General features: G+C 64.2%; 20 protein-coding genes and 1 pseudogene. 14 read left to right on the plus strand and 7 right to left on the minus strand.

What is annotated here, in order from left to right; translation table 11 throughout:
* Positions 1 to 202 precede the first annotated feature (202 nt).
* Together AB7F49_RS04045 and AB7F49_RS04050 are read left to right on the plus strand one after the other, a co-directional pair.
* Entirely contained in the window at positions 203 to 781 is a 579-nt protein-coding gene (locus AB7F49_RS04045) for a hypothetical protein (RefSeq protein WP_428520548.1), read from the plus strand.
* Positions 753 to 2,018, plus strand: coding sequence for a DNA-packaging protein (locus tag AB7F49_RS04050; protein ID WP_428520549.1), 1,266 nt, complete (start codon positions 753 to 755; stop codon positions 2,016 to 2,018). The genes AB7F49_RS04045 and AB7F49_RS04050 overlap by 29 nt, the downstream gene beginning before the upstream one ends.
* 209 nt (positions 2,019 to 2,227) lie before the next feature.
* Here AB7F49_RS04050 and AB7F49_RS04055 read toward each other — a convergent pair whose 3' ends face one another.
* Positions 2,228 to 2,509: a GIY-YIG nuclease family protein gene (locus AB7F49_RS04055; protein WP_428520550.1), complete on the minus strand. Its 282-nt coding sequence runs from the start codon at positions 2,507 to 2,509 to the stop codon at positions 2,228 to 2,230.
* Positions 2,510 to 2,629: 120 nt separating this feature from the next.
* On the opposite strand from AB7F49_RS04055, the gene AB7F49_RS04060 reads away from it, so the two are divergent.
* Both AB7F49_RS04060 and AB7F49_RS04065 read left to right on the plus strand, forming a co-directional pair.
* On the plus strand, positions 2,630 to 3,241 hold the full coding sequence (locus AB7F49_RS04060) for a cupin domain-containing protein (protein ID WP_428520551.1): 612 nt from the start codon (positions 2,630 to 2,632) through the stop codon (positions 3,239 to 3,241).
* A gap of 282 nt (positions 3,242 to 3,523) precedes the next feature.
* Positions 3,524 to 4,694, plus strand: a pseudogene (locus tag AB7F49_RS04065) (phage portal protein).
* Between the two features lie 31 nt (positions 4,695 to 4,725).
* On the opposite strand, the gene AB7F49_RS04070 reads toward AB7F49_RS04065, so the two are convergent.
* Positions 4,726 to 5,139, minus strand: coding sequence for a hypothetical protein (locus tag AB7F49_RS04070; RefSeq protein ID WP_428520552.1), 414 nt, complete (start codon positions 5,137 to 5,139; stop codon positions 4,726 to 4,728).
* A 167-nt stretch (positions 5,140 to 5,306) separates the two neighbouring features.
* Here AB7F49_RS04070 and AB7F49_RS04075 point away from each other — a divergent pair, with 167 nt between their 5' ends.
* The 6 genes from AB7F49_RS04075 (at position 5,307) to AB7F49_RS04100 (ending at position 8,585) form a co-directional block, all read left to right on the plus strand.
* Complete coding sequence (locus AB7F49_RS04075) at positions 5,307 to 5,492, plus strand: hypothetical protein (RefSeq protein WP_428520553.1); 186 nt, start codon at positions 5,307 to 5,309, stop codon at positions 5,490 to 5,492.
* Complete coding sequence (locus AB7F49_RS04080; protein WP_428520554.1) at positions 5,492 to 5,671, plus strand: hypothetical protein; 180 nt, start codon at positions 5,492 to 5,494, stop codon at positions 5,669 to 5,671. Before AB7F49_RS04075 ends, AB7F49_RS04080 begins: the two co-directional genes overlap by 1 nt.
* Before the next feature lie 157 nt (positions 5,672 to 5,828).
* A complete protein-coding gene (locus AB7F49_RS04085; RefSeq protein WP_428520555.1) occupies positions 5,829 to 6,416 on the plus strand; it encodes an HK97 family phage prohead protease in 588 nt (195 codons plus the stop codon).
* 4 nt (positions 6,417 to 6,420) lie between these two features.
* Entirely contained in the window at positions 6,421 to 7,185 is a 765-nt protein-coding gene (locus tag AB7F49_RS04090; RefSeq protein ID WP_428520556.1) for a hypothetical protein, read from the plus strand.
* Positions 7,182 to 7,553, plus strand: a complete 372-nt coding sequence (locus tag AB7F49_RS04095) for a DUF2019 domain-containing protein (RefSeq protein ID WP_428520557.1) — start codon at positions 7,182 to 7,184, stop codon at positions 7,551 to 7,553. Before AB7F49_RS04090 ends, AB7F49_RS04095 begins: the two co-directional genes overlap by 4 nt.
* Positions 7,554 to 7,676: 123 nt before the next feature.
* Positions 7,677 to 8,585 carry a DUF2019 domain-containing protein gene (locus AB7F49_RS04100; protein WP_428520558.1) on the plus strand — a complete coding sequence of 303 codons (909 nt, stop codon included), beginning with the start codon at positions 7,677 to 7,679 and terminating at the stop codon, positions 8,583 to 8,585.
* A gap of 10 nt (positions 8,586 to 8,595) precedes the next feature.
* On the opposite strand, the gene AB7F49_RS04105 is transcribed toward AB7F49_RS04100, so the two are convergent.
* Together AB7F49_RS04105 and AB7F49_RS04110 are read right to left on the minus strand one after the other, a co-directional pair.
* A complete protein-coding gene (locus tag AB7F49_RS04105; protein WP_428520559.1) occupies positions 8,596 to 8,877 on the minus strand; it encodes a hypothetical protein in 282 nt (93 codons plus the stop codon).
* Between the two features lie 55 nt (positions 8,878 to 8,932).
* Positions 8,933 to 9,226: a hypothetical protein gene (locus tag AB7F49_RS04110; RefSeq protein WP_428520560.1), complete on the minus strand. Its 294-nt coding sequence runs from the start codon at positions 9,224 to 9,226 to the stop codon at positions 8,933 to 8,935.
* Between the two features lie 299 nt (positions 9,227 to 9,525).
* On the opposite strand from AB7F49_RS04110, the gene AB7F49_RS04115 reads away from it, so the two are divergent.
* The 3 genes from AB7F49_RS04115 to AB7F49_RS04125 all read left to right on the plus strand — a co-directional run bounded on the left by AB7F49_RS04115 (position 9,526) and on the right by AB7F49_RS04125 (position 11,417).
* Positions 9,526 to 10,734: a phage major capsid protein gene (locus tag AB7F49_RS04115; protein WP_428520615.1), complete on the plus strand. Its 1,209-nt coding sequence runs from the start codon at positions 9,526 to 9,528 to the stop codon at positions 10,732 to 10,734.
* 196 nt (positions 10,735 to 10,930) lie between these two features.
* Positions 10,931 to 11,116, plus strand: coding sequence for a hypothetical protein (locus AB7F49_RS04120; protein ID WP_428520561.1), 186 nt, complete (start codon positions 10,931 to 10,933; stop codon positions 11,114 to 11,116).
* 127 nt (positions 11,117 to 11,243) lie between these two features.
* A complete protein-coding gene (locus AB7F49_RS04125) occupies positions 11,244 to 11,417 on the plus strand; it encodes a hypothetical protein (RefSeq protein ID WP_428520562.1) in 174 nt (57 codons plus the stop codon).
* A gap of 6 nt (positions 11,418 to 11,423) precedes the next feature.
* Here the strand turns inward: AB7F49_RS04125 and speB are convergent, their stop codons facing one another.
* From speB to AB7F49_RS04140, 3 genes are all read right to left on the minus strand, one after another.
* Positions 11,424 to 12,323: an agmatinase gene (gene speB / locus AB7F49_RS04130; RefSeq protein WP_428520563.1), complete on the minus strand. Its 900-nt coding sequence runs from the start codon at positions 12,321 to 12,323 to the stop codon at positions 11,424 to 11,426.
* Entirely contained in the window at positions 12,323 to 12,883 is a 561-nt protein-coding gene (locus tag AB7F49_RS04135; RefSeq protein ID WP_428520564.1) for a pyruvoyl-dependent arginine decarboxylase, read from the minus strand. The genes speB and AB7F49_RS04135 overlap by 1 nt, the downstream gene beginning before the upstream one ends.
* Before the next feature lie 69 nt (positions 12,884 to 12,952).
* Positions 12,953 to 13,702, minus strand: coding sequence for a S1 family peptidase (locus tag AB7F49_RS04140; protein WP_428520565.1), 750 nt, complete (start codon positions 13,700 to 13,702; stop codon positions 12,953 to 12,955).
* Positions 13,703 to 13,854: 152 nt separating this feature from the next.
* Between AB7F49_RS04140 and AB7F49_RS04145 the strand changes: the two genes are divergently transcribed.
* Complete coding sequence (locus AB7F49_RS04145; protein WP_428520566.1) at positions 13,855 to 14,820, plus strand: AEC family transporter; 966 nt, start codon at positions 13,855 to 13,857, stop codon at positions 14,818 to 14,820.
* The last annotated feature ends 69 nt before the right edge of the window (positions 14,821 to 14,889 follow it).

A 14,889-nucleotide genomic window follows, 5' to 3' on the forward strand; every position in this document is an offset into this window, starting at 1 on the left:
AAATAGTCCTTGACAGCGTGACGCTGGTCGGGTAGGGTTTTGTCATTCTCCATACATGCGGCCGCAAGCGGCTTCATCGCATTTTCTCCGCTCATTCCCGCGCAAGCGGGAAACCAGCGAAAAACTTTCAGCTTTTCCTTGCCGCCCTGGGTCCCCGCCTTCGCGGGGACGAGCGGAGAGATATGCATTCGATCGGCACACCATGACCGACATTCCTGACAGCGCCGCCATTTCTGAAAACGCAGCACGCGCGCGGCAGATGTATGCCGAGGGCGCGACCACCCGCGACATACTCGCGCAAACAAGGCTGAGCCACTGGGGGCTGTATCACTGGCTCGCCGGTGGCCCGAAGCAGAAGAATGGCGAGCGGCTGCTGCCGGAAGTGCCGAAGCGGCGGATGGTGGTGCGGCGGAAGATCCTGAAGGAGAACAGGATCGCGCTGGTCAATCGCATGATGAGGACCGCCGAGCGGCAGGTCGACGAGATCGAGGCGCGGCTGGCGGGCTGCAAGCAGGCGCCGGGCGATCCAGAGCGCGACGCGCGCACGCTCGCGGTGCTGGCGAAGACGCTGCAGTCGCTGACCGCGATCGACGCGCTGCATGAGCCAAAAGCGGGGAGGCGCAAGAAGCAGGACGCGGTCGACGACGATGACGAAGATTATCTCCCCGCCGACATCGACGGAATCTATCGAGAACTTTCGAGAAAAATGGAGGCAATGGCCGCCGGAGGTCCGCAGCGAATTCCTGGCGAGGATGACGACCCGACAGAGGGACAAGCTTAACCGCCGCTTCCGGCTGCATTGTCACGACCACCAGCTTCCGCCCGCGCTCGCCAATAATGGCGAGCCCTGGAGCACATGGCTTTTGATCGGCGGGCGTGGTGCGGGCAAGACCCGCGCCGGCGCCGAATGGGTCAAGCGCATCGCCAATGCGCCGAAACAGGACGGCGAGGGCGACCGGCGCATCGCCTTGATCGGCGAGACCGAACACGAAACCCGCGAGGTGATGATCGAGGGCGTGTCGGGGCTGCTCTCGGTGCATCCGCGCGACGTGCGTCCGGTCTGGGTGCCGTCGCGGCGGCGTGTTGAATTTTCGAATGGTGCGATCGCGCAGGGCTTCTCGGCGGAAGATCCGGAATCCTTGCGCGGTCCGCAATTCTCTCACGCATGGGGAGACGAACTCGCCAAGTGGCGTCATGCCGAAGCAACCTTCGATATGCTGCAGTTCGGACTGCGCCTTGGCGCGCGGCCGCGGCAGGTGATCACCACCACGCCGCGGCCGATCGCTCTTCTGAAACGGCTGATCGCCGACCCTGCGAGCGCGGTGACGCATGCGCCGACGCGGGCGAATGCCTATCACCTGTCGCCCGCCTTCATCGACAATGTGGTGAAGCGCTATGACGGCACCCGGCTTGGGCGCCAGGAGCTGGACGGCGAGATCGTCGATGACCGGCCGGATGCCTTGTGGTCGCGTGCGATGATCGAAGGCTGCCGCGTGGCGGCTGCGCCGAACCTGCGGCGCATCGTGGTCGCGGTCGATCCGCCGGCCTCCGCATCGAAGGGCGCGGATGCCTGCGGGCTGGTCGCTGCGGGCTGCGCGGAAAACGGCGTCTGCTATGTGATCGCCGACGAGACGGTGTCGGGGCTGTCGCCAGCGGGCTGGGCCGCCAAGGCGATCGCGCTGTGGCGCCGGCTGCAGGCCGATGCGCTGGTGGTCGAGGTCAACCAGGGCGGCGACATGGTGCGCGCCGTGATCCGCGAGGCCGATGCGAGCGTGCCGGTGATCGCGGTGCGGGCGACGCGGGCCAAATGGCTGCGCGCCGAGCCGGTCGCGGCCTTGTACGAGCAGGGCAGGGTGAAGCATGCCGGGGTGTTTCCGGCACTCGAAGACGAGATGTGCGATTTCGGGCTGGATGGATTGTCGTCCGGCCGCTCGCCCGACCGGCTCGATGCGATGGTGTGGGCGGTGGCGCACCTCACCTTCGCCGCGCCGGCGGGGCCGAGGGTGAGGATGTTGTGACGACGGTCTCGCAGGATTTTGCACCCGATGCGCAACTCTCGTGTCCCGGGCGCAGTGCGGCACGGAGTGACGCGCTGCAGAACCGGGAGCCATGTCACAGCTTGTGTAGCGGAGGAATGGGCCCCGGCTCTGCGACGCAAACATTTCGCTTCGCTCATGTTGCATCGCGTCCGCGGCACGAGATCAGATTGTGCTGCTAGAGCGCGAGATTAGAGCTTGTCACTCAGGTCATCCCAATTCGGATTGATCGACTCGATCAGCTTGATTTTCCATGCACGACGCCAGCGCTTGAGTGAATGTTCGCGTGCGCGTGCTTCGAGGATAGTTGGATATTCTTCAAGATACACGAGCCGGTTGATGCCATAAGCCCTTGTGAAGCCGGGTACGGCGCCGGATTTGTGTTCGGTCATCCGCCGTGCCGGATTGCTCGTCACGCCGACATACATCGTTCCGTTCTTGCCGTTCGCAAGGATGTAAACGTAAGAGGTCATATTTATGCGTGCATTACCATGGGTCCCGGTTCTGCGAAGCAGCACTTCGTGCTGCATCGCGCCCGGGACACGAGAATGATAGCATGTCTCGATGAAATGACTTCAAACGGAGCAAGCACGATGCCGGACCGGCGCGAGATCCTCACAGGCGCGGCGCTTGCGGGCGCGGCGGCCCTCTCACCGGGACAGGCCAATGCGCAGGGGAGTACGATGCATCAGGGCATGACCTACCAGGACGTCGAGCGGCTGCTCGATCTCAAACCCAACGCCACCTGCGGCTATGTGCGCGTCACTTATCTGAGCGAGGAGCGGATTGCGCCCGGCGGATTGCCGGCGCCGTTCGAGAGCGGGCGGCCGATGGGTTCGGCGCTGTATTTCATGCTGACGCCGCAGCAGCCGGTGAAGCTGCATCGCATCCGCAACGACCAGTTCTATCACTATTATCTCGGCGATCCGATCGAGGTGCTGATGATGCTGACCGACGGCTCGACACAGCAGCACATCGTCGGACCCGATCTGCGCGAGGGCCACAGAGTTCAGCTGTTCATTCCTGGCAACACCTTCCACACGGCGCGGGTGATCGGAACGCGTCAATGGTTTCTCGGCGGATCGACCGAATGGCCGGGTGTGGATCCGCAGGATGTCGAACTCGGCAATGCCGACGAGCTCGCAAGAAGATTTCCATCGGTGTCGGAACAGATTCGCACCTGGCCGTTGCCGGCGAAGGGATAAGCGCTGCATCCGGCTCGGGAAACCGGCAGAGAAAAACCCTGGAACCTCATTCGCCCTTCGGCGTTGTTGCCGCATCAAACCGACCACACAGGAGGGCGAACCGTGCCGATCATTCTCTGGTTGCTGGGCGTTCCGCTCAGTCTGATTATCGTTCTTGCGCTGCTCGGCGTATTCTAGCGCGCGCAGTTTCCTCGACGTCAGAAAACGAAAGGCCCGCATCGCGCGGGCCTTTTTGTTTTTCACTGCGTGCAGCGCCAGCGCTGCTTTATTGCAGGGGTTGTCATGCTCGATTTCGCGAAATGGTTCCGTGCTCCGGAAGAAAAATCCTCGCGCATCGCGCAGCTGATCGCGTTTCAGTCGCAGGGGGGCGCGCGCTGGACGCCGCGTGACACCGCGGCGCTGATGCGCGAGGGCTACATGAAGAACGCGATCGTGCATCGCGCTGTGCGGCTGGTGGCGGAGGCGGTCGCCTCGGTGACCTGGCTCGCCTATGAAGACGACGCCGAGCATGACGCGCATCCGCTGCTCGATCTGATCGCGCGGCCCAATCCGCGGCAGGACGGGCCTGTATTCCTGGAGAGCGTGGTCGCGCATCTGCAGCTCGCCGGCAATGCCTATATCGAGGCGGTGTCGCTCGAGGGCCGGCCGCGCGAACTCTATGCGCTGCGCCCGGATCGCATGCGGGTCGTGCCCGGCACCGACGGATGGCCGGAGGCCTACGAATATCACGTCGCGGGACGCAGCCTGCGGTTCGCGCAGGGGCAAGTGCCACCCCCCATTCTGCATCTGACGCATTTTCATCCGCTCGACGACCATTACGGTCTGGCGCCGCTCGAGGCCGCAAGCGTCGCCGTCGACACGCATAACGCGGCCGCATCCTGGAACAAGGCGCTGCTCGACAACGCGGCGCGGCCCTCGGGTGCGCTGGTTTATTCCGGGCCGGAGCAGACGGTGCTGTCGGACGATCAATATCAGTTGGCTGAAGCGCGAATTGTCGGACGAATATCAGGGCGCGAAAAATGCCGGCCGGCCGCTGCTGCTGGAAGGCGGGCTCGACTGGAAGGCGATGTCGCTGTCGCCCAAGGACATGGACTTCCTCGAGGCCAAGCACAATGCAGCGCGCGAGATTGCGCTGTGCTTCGGGGTGCCGCCGATGCTGCTCGGAATTCCGGGCGACAATACCTATGCGAATTATCAGGAGGCGAATCGCGCGCTGTTCCGCGGCACCGTGCTGCCGCTCGCAAGCCGCATCGGCGCGGCATTGTCGCAATGGCTGGCGCCTGCTTACGGCGGGAGCGTGCGGCTCGCGGTCGATGCCGACCGGATCGAGGCGCTAGGCGCGGATCGCGCCGCCTTGTGGGCGCGGGTGACCGCCGCGCCCTTCCTCACGCTGAACGAGAAGCGGATCGCGGTTGGTTACGCGCCAGTCGAGGGCGGGGATGCGCTCGCCTGACGTTTCATGCAGGGCGAGCCATCTTGCAGTGCTATTGCTTCGCCATTTCAGTGCAGGACGCGATACGCCCGTCCGGCGCGCGCTTCATGTAGCAGATTTCCATCCTGGTGGGAGCGAGCAGGGTGCCGACGGAGTAGCCGTCATCATCCACCACGTAGATCGCGCCGTTGCGCGCTATGACCCCGATGACGGTTTCCTTGTGCCGCGGTGATGAAAACGTGCCGTAGAAACGCCGGCCATCCTGCTTGTCGATGACCATCGTGAAGGCAACGCTGGTCATGCGGGGCTCGCTCGACTTGCCGGGATGGTGCTGATTGCCGCCCGACAGGACGATCGATTGACTGTCGCCCTTCCAGGTGCCGACCAGGTTCGGAAATCCGTCCTGCGCTGTGGCAGGGAACGAAGCGAATGCCGCAAGCACGGCGGCAAGTGCAAGTTTCTGCATGATCGGTCCTTCCGTGACGCTGCCCCGGTGTATCCGGAACCGGCAGCACGATAGCAGTCCGGTTGCGGCGGCGGTACGTCGCGCCGCGAACACGATGAGTTTTCCGTTAGGGTTTCCCACCGACGCGTTTTCTCGAACCGGTGCCCACTTCGCTCGAAAACGCTGTCATGCCCGACCTGACCCGCATCTTCGCCGAGCGCGGCGATCTCGCGCATCTGGCGCTGTTCCTGTGGGCCGCCGGCGCGAGTGCGCTTTCGGTCTTCGTGCTGCGCGAATACGCCGCCGCGATGCGGCGCTTCGACGATTTTGTGCGCGAGCTTGCGCGCTTCAACAGAAAGTTCGGAGGCCGATGATGGATAGTCTGCATTCGGTAATGCGCAGTTTGCGTCCGGTGCCCAAGCGCAAGCGCGACCACCTCACGGTGTTTCGCGAGTTTCTCTCGCATCTCGACCGGGTATCGAAGCAAAACGCCGCCCGCGATGTGAAGGCCATGCGCAAGGCGAAAGGGCCACGCAAGGCGCCCAAGGGCTAGTCACAACAGCAATCGGTTGTCGTCCCGCGAAAGCGGGGACCCATAGCCACCGTCGGTGGTTATGGGTCGCGGCTCGCGCTTCGCGCAGCCAGGTTTACGCAGGCTGCGTGGACTTGCCTGCGTGCTCAGCTTGGCCGGGACGACGCATGGAGTTTTCATGCTCGCACCCAACACCAACGACACCTCTTTTCAGCCGCGCGCGGCGATCCATCCCGACGGCAGCGTGGAGGGTTACGCCAGTCTGTTCGGCGAGATCGACCAGGCGCGCGACATGGTGATGCCGGGCGCATTCGCGCAGACGCTGAGGCTGCGCGGCGTGCGCCGCATCCCGATGCTGTTCCAGCACGATCCGGCCGAGCCGATCGGGATATGGAACGAGATCGCCGAGGACTGGCGCGGGCTTCGCGTGCGCGGGCGGCTCATTCCAGACGTCGTGCGCGCGCGCGAATTGCTGGCGCTGCTGCGCGAGGGCGCGGCCGATGGTCTCTCGATCGGTTTCAAGACGGTGAAGGCGCGCGTCGATCCGAAGTCGCGCGTGCGCAAGCTCGACCAGATCGATCTGTGGGAAATCTCGATCGTGACCTTTCCGCTGCTTCCAGGTGCGCGCATTAGCGCGCTGCCGGGAGCGCGCGTCCGCGCGGTGAAGGAGGCGAAGCCCCCGTTCGCTCCGCCCGCGCGGGCGCGCAAGCCGGTGGTCGTCGACCCCACCGCGCGGCGGCGCGTGCTGTATCAGCGCGCGGTGTGAGGCCATGCATGCACTCGATGGGGTACGGTTGGAGTTGCTCCGGCTGAAATGGCATGTGGCCGCGCTGCGCTTTCTACTCGCGATGCGCAAGCATGCGATCGCGCTGAAGGCAGGGTTCAATCCGGACCAGCCGCGGGACGAACTGGGGCAGTGGACGGATGCGGGCGGTGGGACCCTCGATGACGGTGACGCCGCCGACGGCGAGGTGCTGGATAGCGATCTCGGCGAACTCGAATCGACCGACTTCTCGGACGTACGCAGGCGCCCGCCGAATCTGCCGCCGATCGAGACTCTTCACAGCATTCCGGGCACGCAACCGAAGACCCAGCAGGAGCGCAACTACATCGCGCAAGAGGTGGCGCGGAATGTCCGGCTGGCGAGCGAATATCTCTCCGAGGTCGCGACGTCGGCAAGCCACTGGCTCAATGAAAAGTATTGGGAGATCAGATCATTTCAGGACGCGCCGAAGAGCCTCGGCGAATTGCACGACGGCGTATTCCAGGCGGACAAACGCGGCTATGATGTCCACCACATTGTCGAGCAGACCCAGGCGCGCAATGACGGATTTCCTGACAGCGTCATCAACCGGTCGGACAATCTCGTGCTTATCCCGCGTTACAGGCATTGGCAGATCAACTCATGGTTTGAGACGCCGAACGAAACCTACGGCGGATTGACCCCTCGGAAATATCTGCAAGGCAAGAGTTGGGACGAGAAGAGATATATTGGCCTCGGTGCCCTGCAGAAGTTTGAAGTGCTCAAACCATGAAGCGCATAAAACTCTCCGACATGACCACTGAACAACTGGTGCGTTTGTTCGCTGACCTCGCGGTCCAGCAAGATGCTGCTCTCCTCTACCGTGCGCAACGAGAGGTCAATAAGATTTTTTGGAAGTTGGAAGAGATCAAGAGTGAGTTGAAATCCCGCCCCGGAGATCAGCGCGCGGCTCTGCTGTCGCTCTACGATCACAAGAACATGCAGGTGCGACTCAAGGCGGCGAAGGCAACTCTTGCGATCGCACCGCAGGCCGCGCGCGCACAACTTGAGGAAATTCAATCGTCTGGCTGGCAGCCACAGGCAGGCGACGCCGGCATGTCTCTTCGTGCGCTCGACGATGGTGTTTACAAGCCAGCCTGATTGCTTGCCTTATGAGACAAGTCAGTGCTTCCAAGCGGGCGTATACATCGCAATTTGACGCTATTGACCGGCGGCACAGCTTGGGCACACAATCCGCTCAACCTCCGGTTGAGAGTCGTGGCAATGGTTCACCTCGCCGACCTTGATGAGATGGAGCTCGTCGAGCACCGGCTGGCCTTGATGCGTGCCTATAAAGAAGCGTGCGCGGCCTATGACCAGCCGAAGGCGGCAGCGCTTCATGCGCGGGCGCTGGAGGCTCAACGTGAGATTGCTCGGCGGCGGGGCGACAATACGCCCAAGACTGGTCTGGAAAGCCACGCGACCGATGAATTGGTTGCGATGTTTGTCCAGCGAGCGATAGCCTATGATGAAGCCGACGGGATGCCCGAAGTGGACGAGCGCTATTGGGATCTGGACGCCGTCAGCGTTGAATTGGAGCGCCGCGACGGAGATCAACGTCGAGCCCTCTTCCAACTCTATTTTCATCCCGATGAGCGGGTTCACCATGCGGCGGCGCAGGCAACGCGAACGCTCGCGCCAGTTCTGTCGTCGGATCGGATGAGCGCAGTTGGGGACGAGACATGGCGGCCGCCAGCGACCGGGCCCGGTGCATATGAAGCCGAACTGCACGGCCTCGTCCCGGCGGAGCCCGGGAGCAGTAACCGCTCAGCGGCGCTGGACGATTTGAGCGAAGAGCAACTCGTCGAGCGCTTTCTGGCGCTGTCAATCGAACAAGATGAAGCGCAAAAGTATGATGAGCTTGCGAGATACAATCGACTCTACAGCCGCGAGCGCGCGGTGATCGATGAGCTCAAGAGGCGCGATGGAGACAAACGACGCATACTGGCGCGCTTCTACGATCATACCAACCTCAAGGTTCGTCTGAACGCGGCGCACGCGACGCTGGCTCTCATGCCTGAAGAGGCAAGGAAAGTCTTCGAGATCATTGCACAGTCGGAGCGGCAGCCGTATTGCGCAGACGCGGCAGGAACGCTTCGCAGCCTGGATGACGGCTTCTACAAGCCCACGTGACGTCCGCCCCTCAACAGAACGAGCAGTTGAGCAACGCGCCGCGCGAGCCGGGATAGATGTAGGGCGATGTCGTATTCGGCGGCGGGCTGTAAGTGCGCCGCGGGGTGGTGCGCCGGGGTGAGCGCTGGCTGCGCTGTTGCGCACTGAATTGTGTGGGCTGCGTGGCGGCCATGTTCACTGCGGTATCGGCAATCGCGCCGGCGCCGAAGCGCGCTTGCGCGATGCCCGGCGCCGCGATCACAGCCGCGCCGATCATGATCGAGGTTGCGACGAGCGTCACCGTCGTTCGCATGGTGTCCGGTCTCGCCCTAGCGTGATGCGCCGGCTGACGCGTAGCTCGCGCCCGCTCAGCAATAGGCGCAGGTCAGAAGCGAATCCTGGGTCGTCGGATCGCCGAAATGCCGGTAGTCGAAATAGGCGCCGCTGCCGTAGCCGTAGCTGGGCGGCGTCACGACCACACGCGGCCGCGAATATGCCGGAGGCGCGTAGGCTGGCGGTGGCGGGACATAGGACGGTGGCGCATAGCTGCGCGGCTGGTTGAGATAACCGCCATAATACTGAGCCTGCGCGGCGTCGAGGGTGGCCGTCGCGATGAGGCCGAGGGTCATTCCAGCTGCCGCGATCGCTACAATCTTACGCATCATCTTTCTCCGCGGGTAGCCACTCTGATCCGGTGCCGGCACCGACCCCCCCAGCCTTTGCTTATCAACACATGGTATCACGATTCTTATGCCCAAGCCGGGCTTCACAACAAGGTGTGCGGAATCTGAACCGTCCCGTCCGGTGCAGCGACCCGGAAAGCCATCCCTCCAATTCACCTGTCCAAGCGCGCGAGGGCTGAGCCCGGCGCGTTTTTTTTGTCCCATTCCACAAGGAGACCCGAATGGACCTCGCCCATCACGACCTCGAAACCAAGGCCGGCTTTGCGCCGGATGCTCCAATGCGGGAAGCGCATGTCACCCATGCCGAGTTGATGCGCACCTTCGACGCCTTCAAGGCGGCGAATGACGAGCGCATTGCCTCGATCGAACGACGCTCCGCTGACGTGCTGCAAGAGGAAAAAGTCGCGCGCATCGACGCTGCGCTGGACGCGCAGACGCGCCGGCTCGACGAATTGTCGCTGAAATCGGCGCGACCGCAGCTCGGGATCGAGACGGGTCTGCGCAGCGCCTCTGCGCGCGAGCACAAGGCCGCGTTCGAGGCCTATGTCCGCGCGGGCGAAAGCGCAGGACTGCGCGCGCTGGAGGTCAAGGCGATGTCGGCCGGTACGCCCGCCGACGGCGGCTATCTGGTGCCCGAAGAGGTCGAACGCGAGATCGGAAAGCGGCTGGCGGCGATCTCGCCGATCCGTTCGATCGCGGCGGTGCGCGAGATTTCCGGCAATGTCTACAAGAAGCCGTTCATGACCACCGGCCCCGCCACCGGCTGGGTGGCGGAAACCGCCGCGCGGCCGACCACCGACTCGCCGGTGCTCGCCGAGTTGTCATTTCCGGCGGCGGAGCTCTACGCCATGCCGGCGGCCACGCCGGTGCTGCTGGAAGACACAGCGGTCAACATCGACGAATGGATCGCAAGCGAAGTCGAGCAGGTATTCGCCGTGCAGGAGGGCGCGGCCTTCGTCAACGGCGACGGCACCAACAAGCCGAAGGGCTTCATGCAATACGACAAGGTGGCGGAGGGCTCCTGGGCCTGGACCAAGATCGGCTTCATCGAGACCGGGCTCGATGCCGGCTTTCCCGCGGATGGCCCGGCCGATCCGCTGATCGATCTCGTCTATGCGCTGAAGGCCGGTTACCGGCAGAACGCGCATTTCGTGATGAACCGCAAGACGCAGTCGGCGATCCGCAAGCTGAAGGATGCCGACGACAATTATCTCTGGCAGCCGCCGGCGCAGGTCGGCGGGCGGGCAGGGCTGCTCACCTTCCCGGTGGTGGAAGCCGAGGAGATGCCGGACATCGCCGAAGACTCCTACTCGATCGCGTTCGGCGATTTCGCGCGCGGCTATCTCGTTGTCGACCGCCAGGGCGTGCGGGTGCTGCGCGATCCGTATTCCGCCAAGCCCTATGTGCTGTTCTACACCACGAAGCGCGTCGGCGGCGGCGTGCAGGACTTCGACGCGATCAAGCTGCTGAAGTTTGCGGGGGCATAGGCTGGTCAGAAACTCCGCTCATGCCCGCGAAGGCGGGCATCCTGAAAGACAGGGGCCCCGCTTTCGCGGGGACGAGCGGAGTGATCGCACGCCAACGCGAGCACTTTGAGGCAAGATCCTGCAATTCGTCACAACCACGTGAAAGCGGAGCGCGCGCGGCGTCTCTACATCGCTGGGCAATCCAATGGAGGATGCCATGCGCGTCTACGCTCTTTCGGTCCTTGCCGTCGTGATCCTCGCCGGCGGCGGTTATCTGGCTCTGAACTCCGCCCAGGAATCGACGGCCGATGCCTATACCACCGGCTCGTCTCGTCTCGACTGGCAGGAACAGTCGAATTTCTACGGCTTCCAGATGCCGCCGCCGAAAGGCGTGGCGAATTGACGGGACGCGCCGCAGTCTGCTGCGCATGCGGCTGCGGTATTGCAGGGATGCCGTCACGGGGACGTGAAGGCGGAATGTGCACAGCGCTCATATATGCGCTGCAACAAAAAGAACCTGGAGATTGAAAATGCGCATCTTGCTGGCCCTGGTGCTTGCCGTGACAATTGTCGGGGGCGGCGCCTATTCGGTCGTACGTTCGGTTGAGCACCCGGCGGCGCCGGGCACCTACACCGCTCACACAACGGGCGCGGCCTCGCGGGTCGACTGGTCCGACCGGATGAATGCCGGCTTCGACGAGTAATGTCCGTCAGCCCGCTTGCTTGCCGACCATCGCCAGGTATTCCCACGCCATTGTCGCGGCCGCGAGCGCTGTGATCTCGGCGGTGTCGTAAGCGGGGGCCACCTCGACAACATCCATTCCGGAGAAGGCGAGCGCGTCCAGCCGGCGCAGGATGGCCTGCGCCTGCCAGCTTGCCAGTCCGCCGATCTCCGGCGTGCCGGTGCCCGGCGCGAAAGCCGGGTCGAGGCAATCGATGTCGAAGGACAGGTAGGCCGGAGCGTCGCCGACGATGCCGGTGACGCGCTGAGCCACGTTCTGCGGGCCGGATTCGTGGACATCCTGCGCGGTGATGATGGTAACGCCCTTGTCGAGCGTCCATTCGTAGACATCCTTCTGCACCGGTGAACGGATGCCGATCTGCACGCTCCGGGCCGGATTGATCAGTCCTTCCTCGATGGCGTGGAAGAACACCGAACCGTGGGCGTAGGTCTGCCCGAAATTGTCGGGCCAGGTGTCGACATGCGCATCGAAGTGAACCAGCGCGAGTGGCTCGCCGATTCGTCCCGAAAGGGCGCGAAGCAGCGGCAGCGAGATCGTATGTTCTCCACCCAGCGCAATCAGATGCGAATATTCGGCCGCCTGCGCTTCGATCAGCGCGAGACTGTTCTCGATGTCGCCGAGCGCAATCGCGAAATCGCCGATATCGGCGACCGGCAGACCGGCCGGATCGATCCACCAATGCGGATGGTCGCCATCGACCAGCATGCGGCTCGCGTGCCGGATCGCGGCCGGTCCGAACCGGGAGCCGCTTCTGTTGGTGGTGCCGATATCGAGCGGAATGCCGGCAACATGGAAACTGGCCTCGCTTTCCAGCCGCAGGATGCCGAGGAAGCTCGACGGCACGGCGAAGGTCGGCGTCGCAGCCATCACCTGCGCTCCGTGAAACGGAACACCGCCGCCGCGATCGCACAGGTCCAGCGGCCGGAATCGTCCCCGATCGCAGCGGCGGTGATCGACGTCGATCCGAATATGAGGTGACTGGTCTGGTAGACCTTCTTGCGCTCGTCCCAGGCGGCGTCGGGATCGAACTCGATGCCAAGCGTGGAGGCGAGCATGGAGGCCGCCAGATCCTCGGCATAGTCGCCGCTCTGCTCGCCGGTCATGCCATAGCCGTGATGCTCGGAGATGTAGCCGTACATCTTCGCATCGCTCGGGCGCGCCAGCCCGATGCTGGAATGAATCCGGCGGCCGGGCTCGTTGGTCTCGGTGCGGGCCATCACGCAGAAGGTGATTTCACCGGGACGCAGCGTGGCGACGCCGGCCTCGCGGGTGATCTCGACGCATTCGGGCGGCAGGATCGAGGAGACGGTGACGAGATTCTGCTGCTCGATATCGGCCTCGCGCAATGCGAGTTCGAAGGCGGTGAGCTGGTCGCGATGCACGCCGACGCCGCGGGTCAGGAAGTAGCTGGTGGGTACGGGGAACATGCGGCCGCCTCTGGATTGGAAGGGAGAGGCAGGTTCGCAGGAGCGTGTGACTTGTCAATGGCGGACGCGTTACGGCGCCAGCGGGCTGCCGAGCTGCTTCGCGGCCTGCAAGATCCACGGATAGTATAATGACAGCGGCGTAACGCCGGTGAGGCCGCCGCAGCCGGCCTCGTTGCCGGCGGCGGTCGACCAGCTCACCACGCCGACCACCATCATGCGCCCGCCGATGTCGCGAAATACCGGTGCGCCGGAATCCCCGGTGCAGGCGCCAAGCCCCGGCCGCTCGTTGCGCGTGGCCGGGTCCATCAGGCGGATTTGCAGATTGCCGGGCTTTCCGGTCACCGTAAGCGTGGCGCTGCGCAGTGTCCCGCCGCTCTTGCCGTCGCCCGCGCGGGTGAGGCCGAAGCCCTGCAGCGTGAGCCGGTCGCCGGGCGCGATCTTCAGCCGCTCCCCATGGATTGGGGCGGGCATGGCGGATGTTGCGACCTTGATCAGCGCGACATCGGCGGTGGCGCGGTGGGCGTCGAAGGTCTTCTGGCTGAATTGCGGGTGGCGCGCGATGCCCTGGGTATCGCGCAGGCGCGGCTGACGCTGCGCATCGAATTCAACCAGCTTGTACTCGGCGCCGGCGGGCACGCAATGCGCCGCGGTCAGCACCAGGTCGCGCGCGACCGCGATCCCGGTACAGGAATTGCCGCGCGAGCCGACGATCATCACCGCCGCATGCGGTCCCTGAACCGCGGGCGCGCCGCCGACCAGGGCCGGCGCGGGCGAGAGGCTTGCGAGCAGAAGCGGTGCAACAAGGATAAGGTGGCGCATGACGGCGATCTTGGAACGATGTTCACGCGCGGAGTCAACTGCACGGGGATAAGACCTGCGGCGATGACGCGCGGTGTGTCGCCCCTTGGCAGGCTGCGACGATGATGCGAGTGTCGGGAACCCCGCGCATCTGCGCCTCCCGACATTCCCGCATGCTGGTCAGTTCATTCTCCGTCCTGTTGCCCGTGCTGTTCGTGCTTGCGCTCGGCTATTTCGCTGGACGCACGAAGGAATTCGACGCCGACCAGGTCAAGGGCATCAACGAGCTGGTGCTGGATTTCGCGCTGCCGGCGATCATGTTTGTCGGCATCGTCAAGACGGCGGCGCATCCGCCCGCCGGCGAGACCGCCTTCCTGATTGCGATCACCCTGGCGCTGGTCGGGTTTTATGTCGCGGTGGTTCTGTTTGGCCTGTATGTGCTGCGCCATTCGCTGGGCGAGGTGGCCCTGCAGGCCTGCTTGCTGAGCTTTCCGTCGGTGGCGTTCATGGGCATCCCGATCTTCAAGGGCTTGTTCGGCGATTCCGGCGTGCTGTCGGTGACGACGGCGACGGTGGTGGCGAATCTGACGATCGCGCCGCTGACGGTGCTGCTGCTGGAAATGCACGCGGCACGCGCCGTGCGGGCGGGGAGCGGCGGCGATCCGGCGGGGCTTGGCAAGGAGGTCGCCGAGGCGCTCAAGAGCAGCCTGGTCAAGCCGGTGGTGTGGGCGCCGCTGGCGGCGATCGCGATCGTGCTGACCGGCGTCCGGGTTCCGGAGCCGGTCGACAACATGCTGACGCTGATCGGTTCGACCACATCGGGGGTCTCGCTGTTTGCGGCGGGTCTGATCATCGCCGCCTACAAGGTGAGGGTGACGACCGAGATCGTCGGCAATGTCATCGCCAAGATGATCGCGCAACCGCTGTTCGCGGTGGTGCTGGTGCTGGCGCTGTCGATCAAGGAACCGCTGGCGCGCGAGACCATCCTGATGTGCGCGATCCCGAGTTCGGCTTTCGCGGTGCTGCTGGCGCCGCGCTACGGCATTTATGAAACCGAGTCCGCATCCACGCTGGTGCTGACCTCGTTCGCGATGGTGGCGATCATGCCGATCGCCATCATGCTGACCGGCGCGATGTAGCCGGCGTCATTCCGGGCGCCGCGAAGCGGCGAACCCGGAATCCACTTCAAACCACCGGGTGCTCTTGCC

The sequence above is a fragment of the Pseudorhodoplanes sp. genome (genome assembly GCF_050250235.1).
Lineage (GTDB): Bacteria > Pseudomonadota > Alphaproteobacteria > Rhizobiales > Xanthobacteraceae > Pseudorhodoplanes.

What these genes read in the sequence shown, in the direction of transcription:
- AB7F49_RS04105 (WP_428520559.1), bottom strand. Translation starts at nt 8,877, where the DNA reads ATGCGAACGACGGTGACGCTCGTCGCAACCTCGATCATGATCGGCGCG.
- AB7F49_RS04070 (WP_428520552.1), bottom strand. Translation starts at nt 5,139, where the DNA reads ATGCAGAAACTTGCACTTGCCGCCGTGCTTGCGGCATTCGCTTCGTTC.
- AB7F49_RS04080 (WP_428520554.1), top strand. Translation starts at nt 5,492, where the DNA reads ATGGATAGTCTGCATTCGGTAATGCGCAGTTTGCGTCCGGTGCCCAAG.
- AB7F49_RS04090 (WP_428520556.1), top strand. Translation starts at nt 6,421, where the DNA reads ATGCATGCACTCGATGGGGTACGGTTGGAGTTGCTCCGGCTGAAATGG.
- AB7F49_RS04050 (WP_428520549.1), top strand. Translation starts at nt 753, where the DNA reads ATGACGACCCGACAGAGGGACAAGCTTAACCGCCGCTTCCGGCTGCAT.
- AB7F49_RS04100 (WP_428520558.1), top strand. Translation starts at nt 7,677, where the DNA reads ATGGTTCACCTCGCCGACCTTGATGAGATGGAGCTCGTCGAGCACCGG.
- AB7F49_RS04060 (WP_428520551.1), top strand. Translation starts at nt 2,630, where the DNA reads ATGCCGGACCGGCGCGAGATCCTCACAGGCGCGGCGCTTGCGGGCGCG.
- AB7F49_RS04045 (WP_428520548.1), top strand. Translation starts at nt 203, where the DNA reads ATGACCGACATTCCTGACAGCGCCGCCATTTCTGAAAACGCAGCACGC.
- AB7F49_RS04110 (WP_428520560.1), bottom strand. Translation starts at nt 9,226, where the DNA reads ATGCGTAAGATTGTAGCGATCGCGGCAGCTGGAATGACCCTCGGCCTC.
- AB7F49_RS04115 (WP_428520615.1), top strand. Translation starts at nt 9,526, where the DNA reads ATGCGGGAAGCGCATGTCACCCATGCCGAGTTGATGCGCACCTTCGAC.
- AB7F49_RS04055 (WP_428520550.1), bottom strand. Translation starts at nt 2,509, where the DNA reads ATGACCTCTTACGTTTACATCCTTGCGAACGGCAAGAACGGAACGATG.
- AB7F49_RS04075 (WP_428520553.1), top strand. Translation starts at nt 5,307, where the DNA reads ATGCCCGACCTGACCCGCATCTTCGCCGAGCGCGGCGATCTCGCGCAT.
- AB7F49_RS04085 (WP_428520555.1), top strand. Translation starts at nt 5,829, where the DNA reads ATGCTCGCACCCAACACCAACGACACCTCTTTTCAGCCGCGCGCGGCG.
- AB7F49_RS04125 (WP_428520562.1), top strand. Translation starts at nt 11,244, where the DNA reads ATGCGCATCTTGCTGGCCCTGGTGCTTGCCGTGACAATTGTCGGGGGC.
- AB7F49_RS04145 (WP_428520566.1), top strand. Translation starts at nt 13,855, where the DNA reads ATGCTGGTCAGTTCATTCTCCGTCCTGTTGCCCGTGCTGTTCGTGCTT.
- speB (WP_428520563.1), bottom strand. Translation starts at nt 12,323, where the DNA reads ATGGCTGCGACGCCGACCTTCGCCGTGCCGTCGAGCTTCCTCGGCATC.
- AB7F49_RS04120 (WP_428520561.1), top strand. Translation starts at nt 10,931, where the DNA reads ATGCGCGTCTACGCTCTTTCGGTCCTTGCCGTCGTGATCCTCGCCGGC.
- AB7F49_RS04095 (WP_428520557.1), top strand. Translation starts at nt 7,182, where the DNA reads ATGAAGCGCATAAAACTCTCCGACATGACCACTGAACAACTGGTGCGT.
- AB7F49_RS04135 (WP_428520564.1), bottom strand. Translation starts at nt 12,883, where the DNA reads ATGTTCCCCGTACCCACCAGCTACTTCCTGACCCGCGGCGTCGGCGTG.
- AB7F49_RS04140 (WP_428520565.1), bottom strand. Translation starts at nt 13,702, where the DNA reads ATGCGCCACCTTATCCTTGTTGCACCGCTTCTGCTCGCAAGCCTCTCG.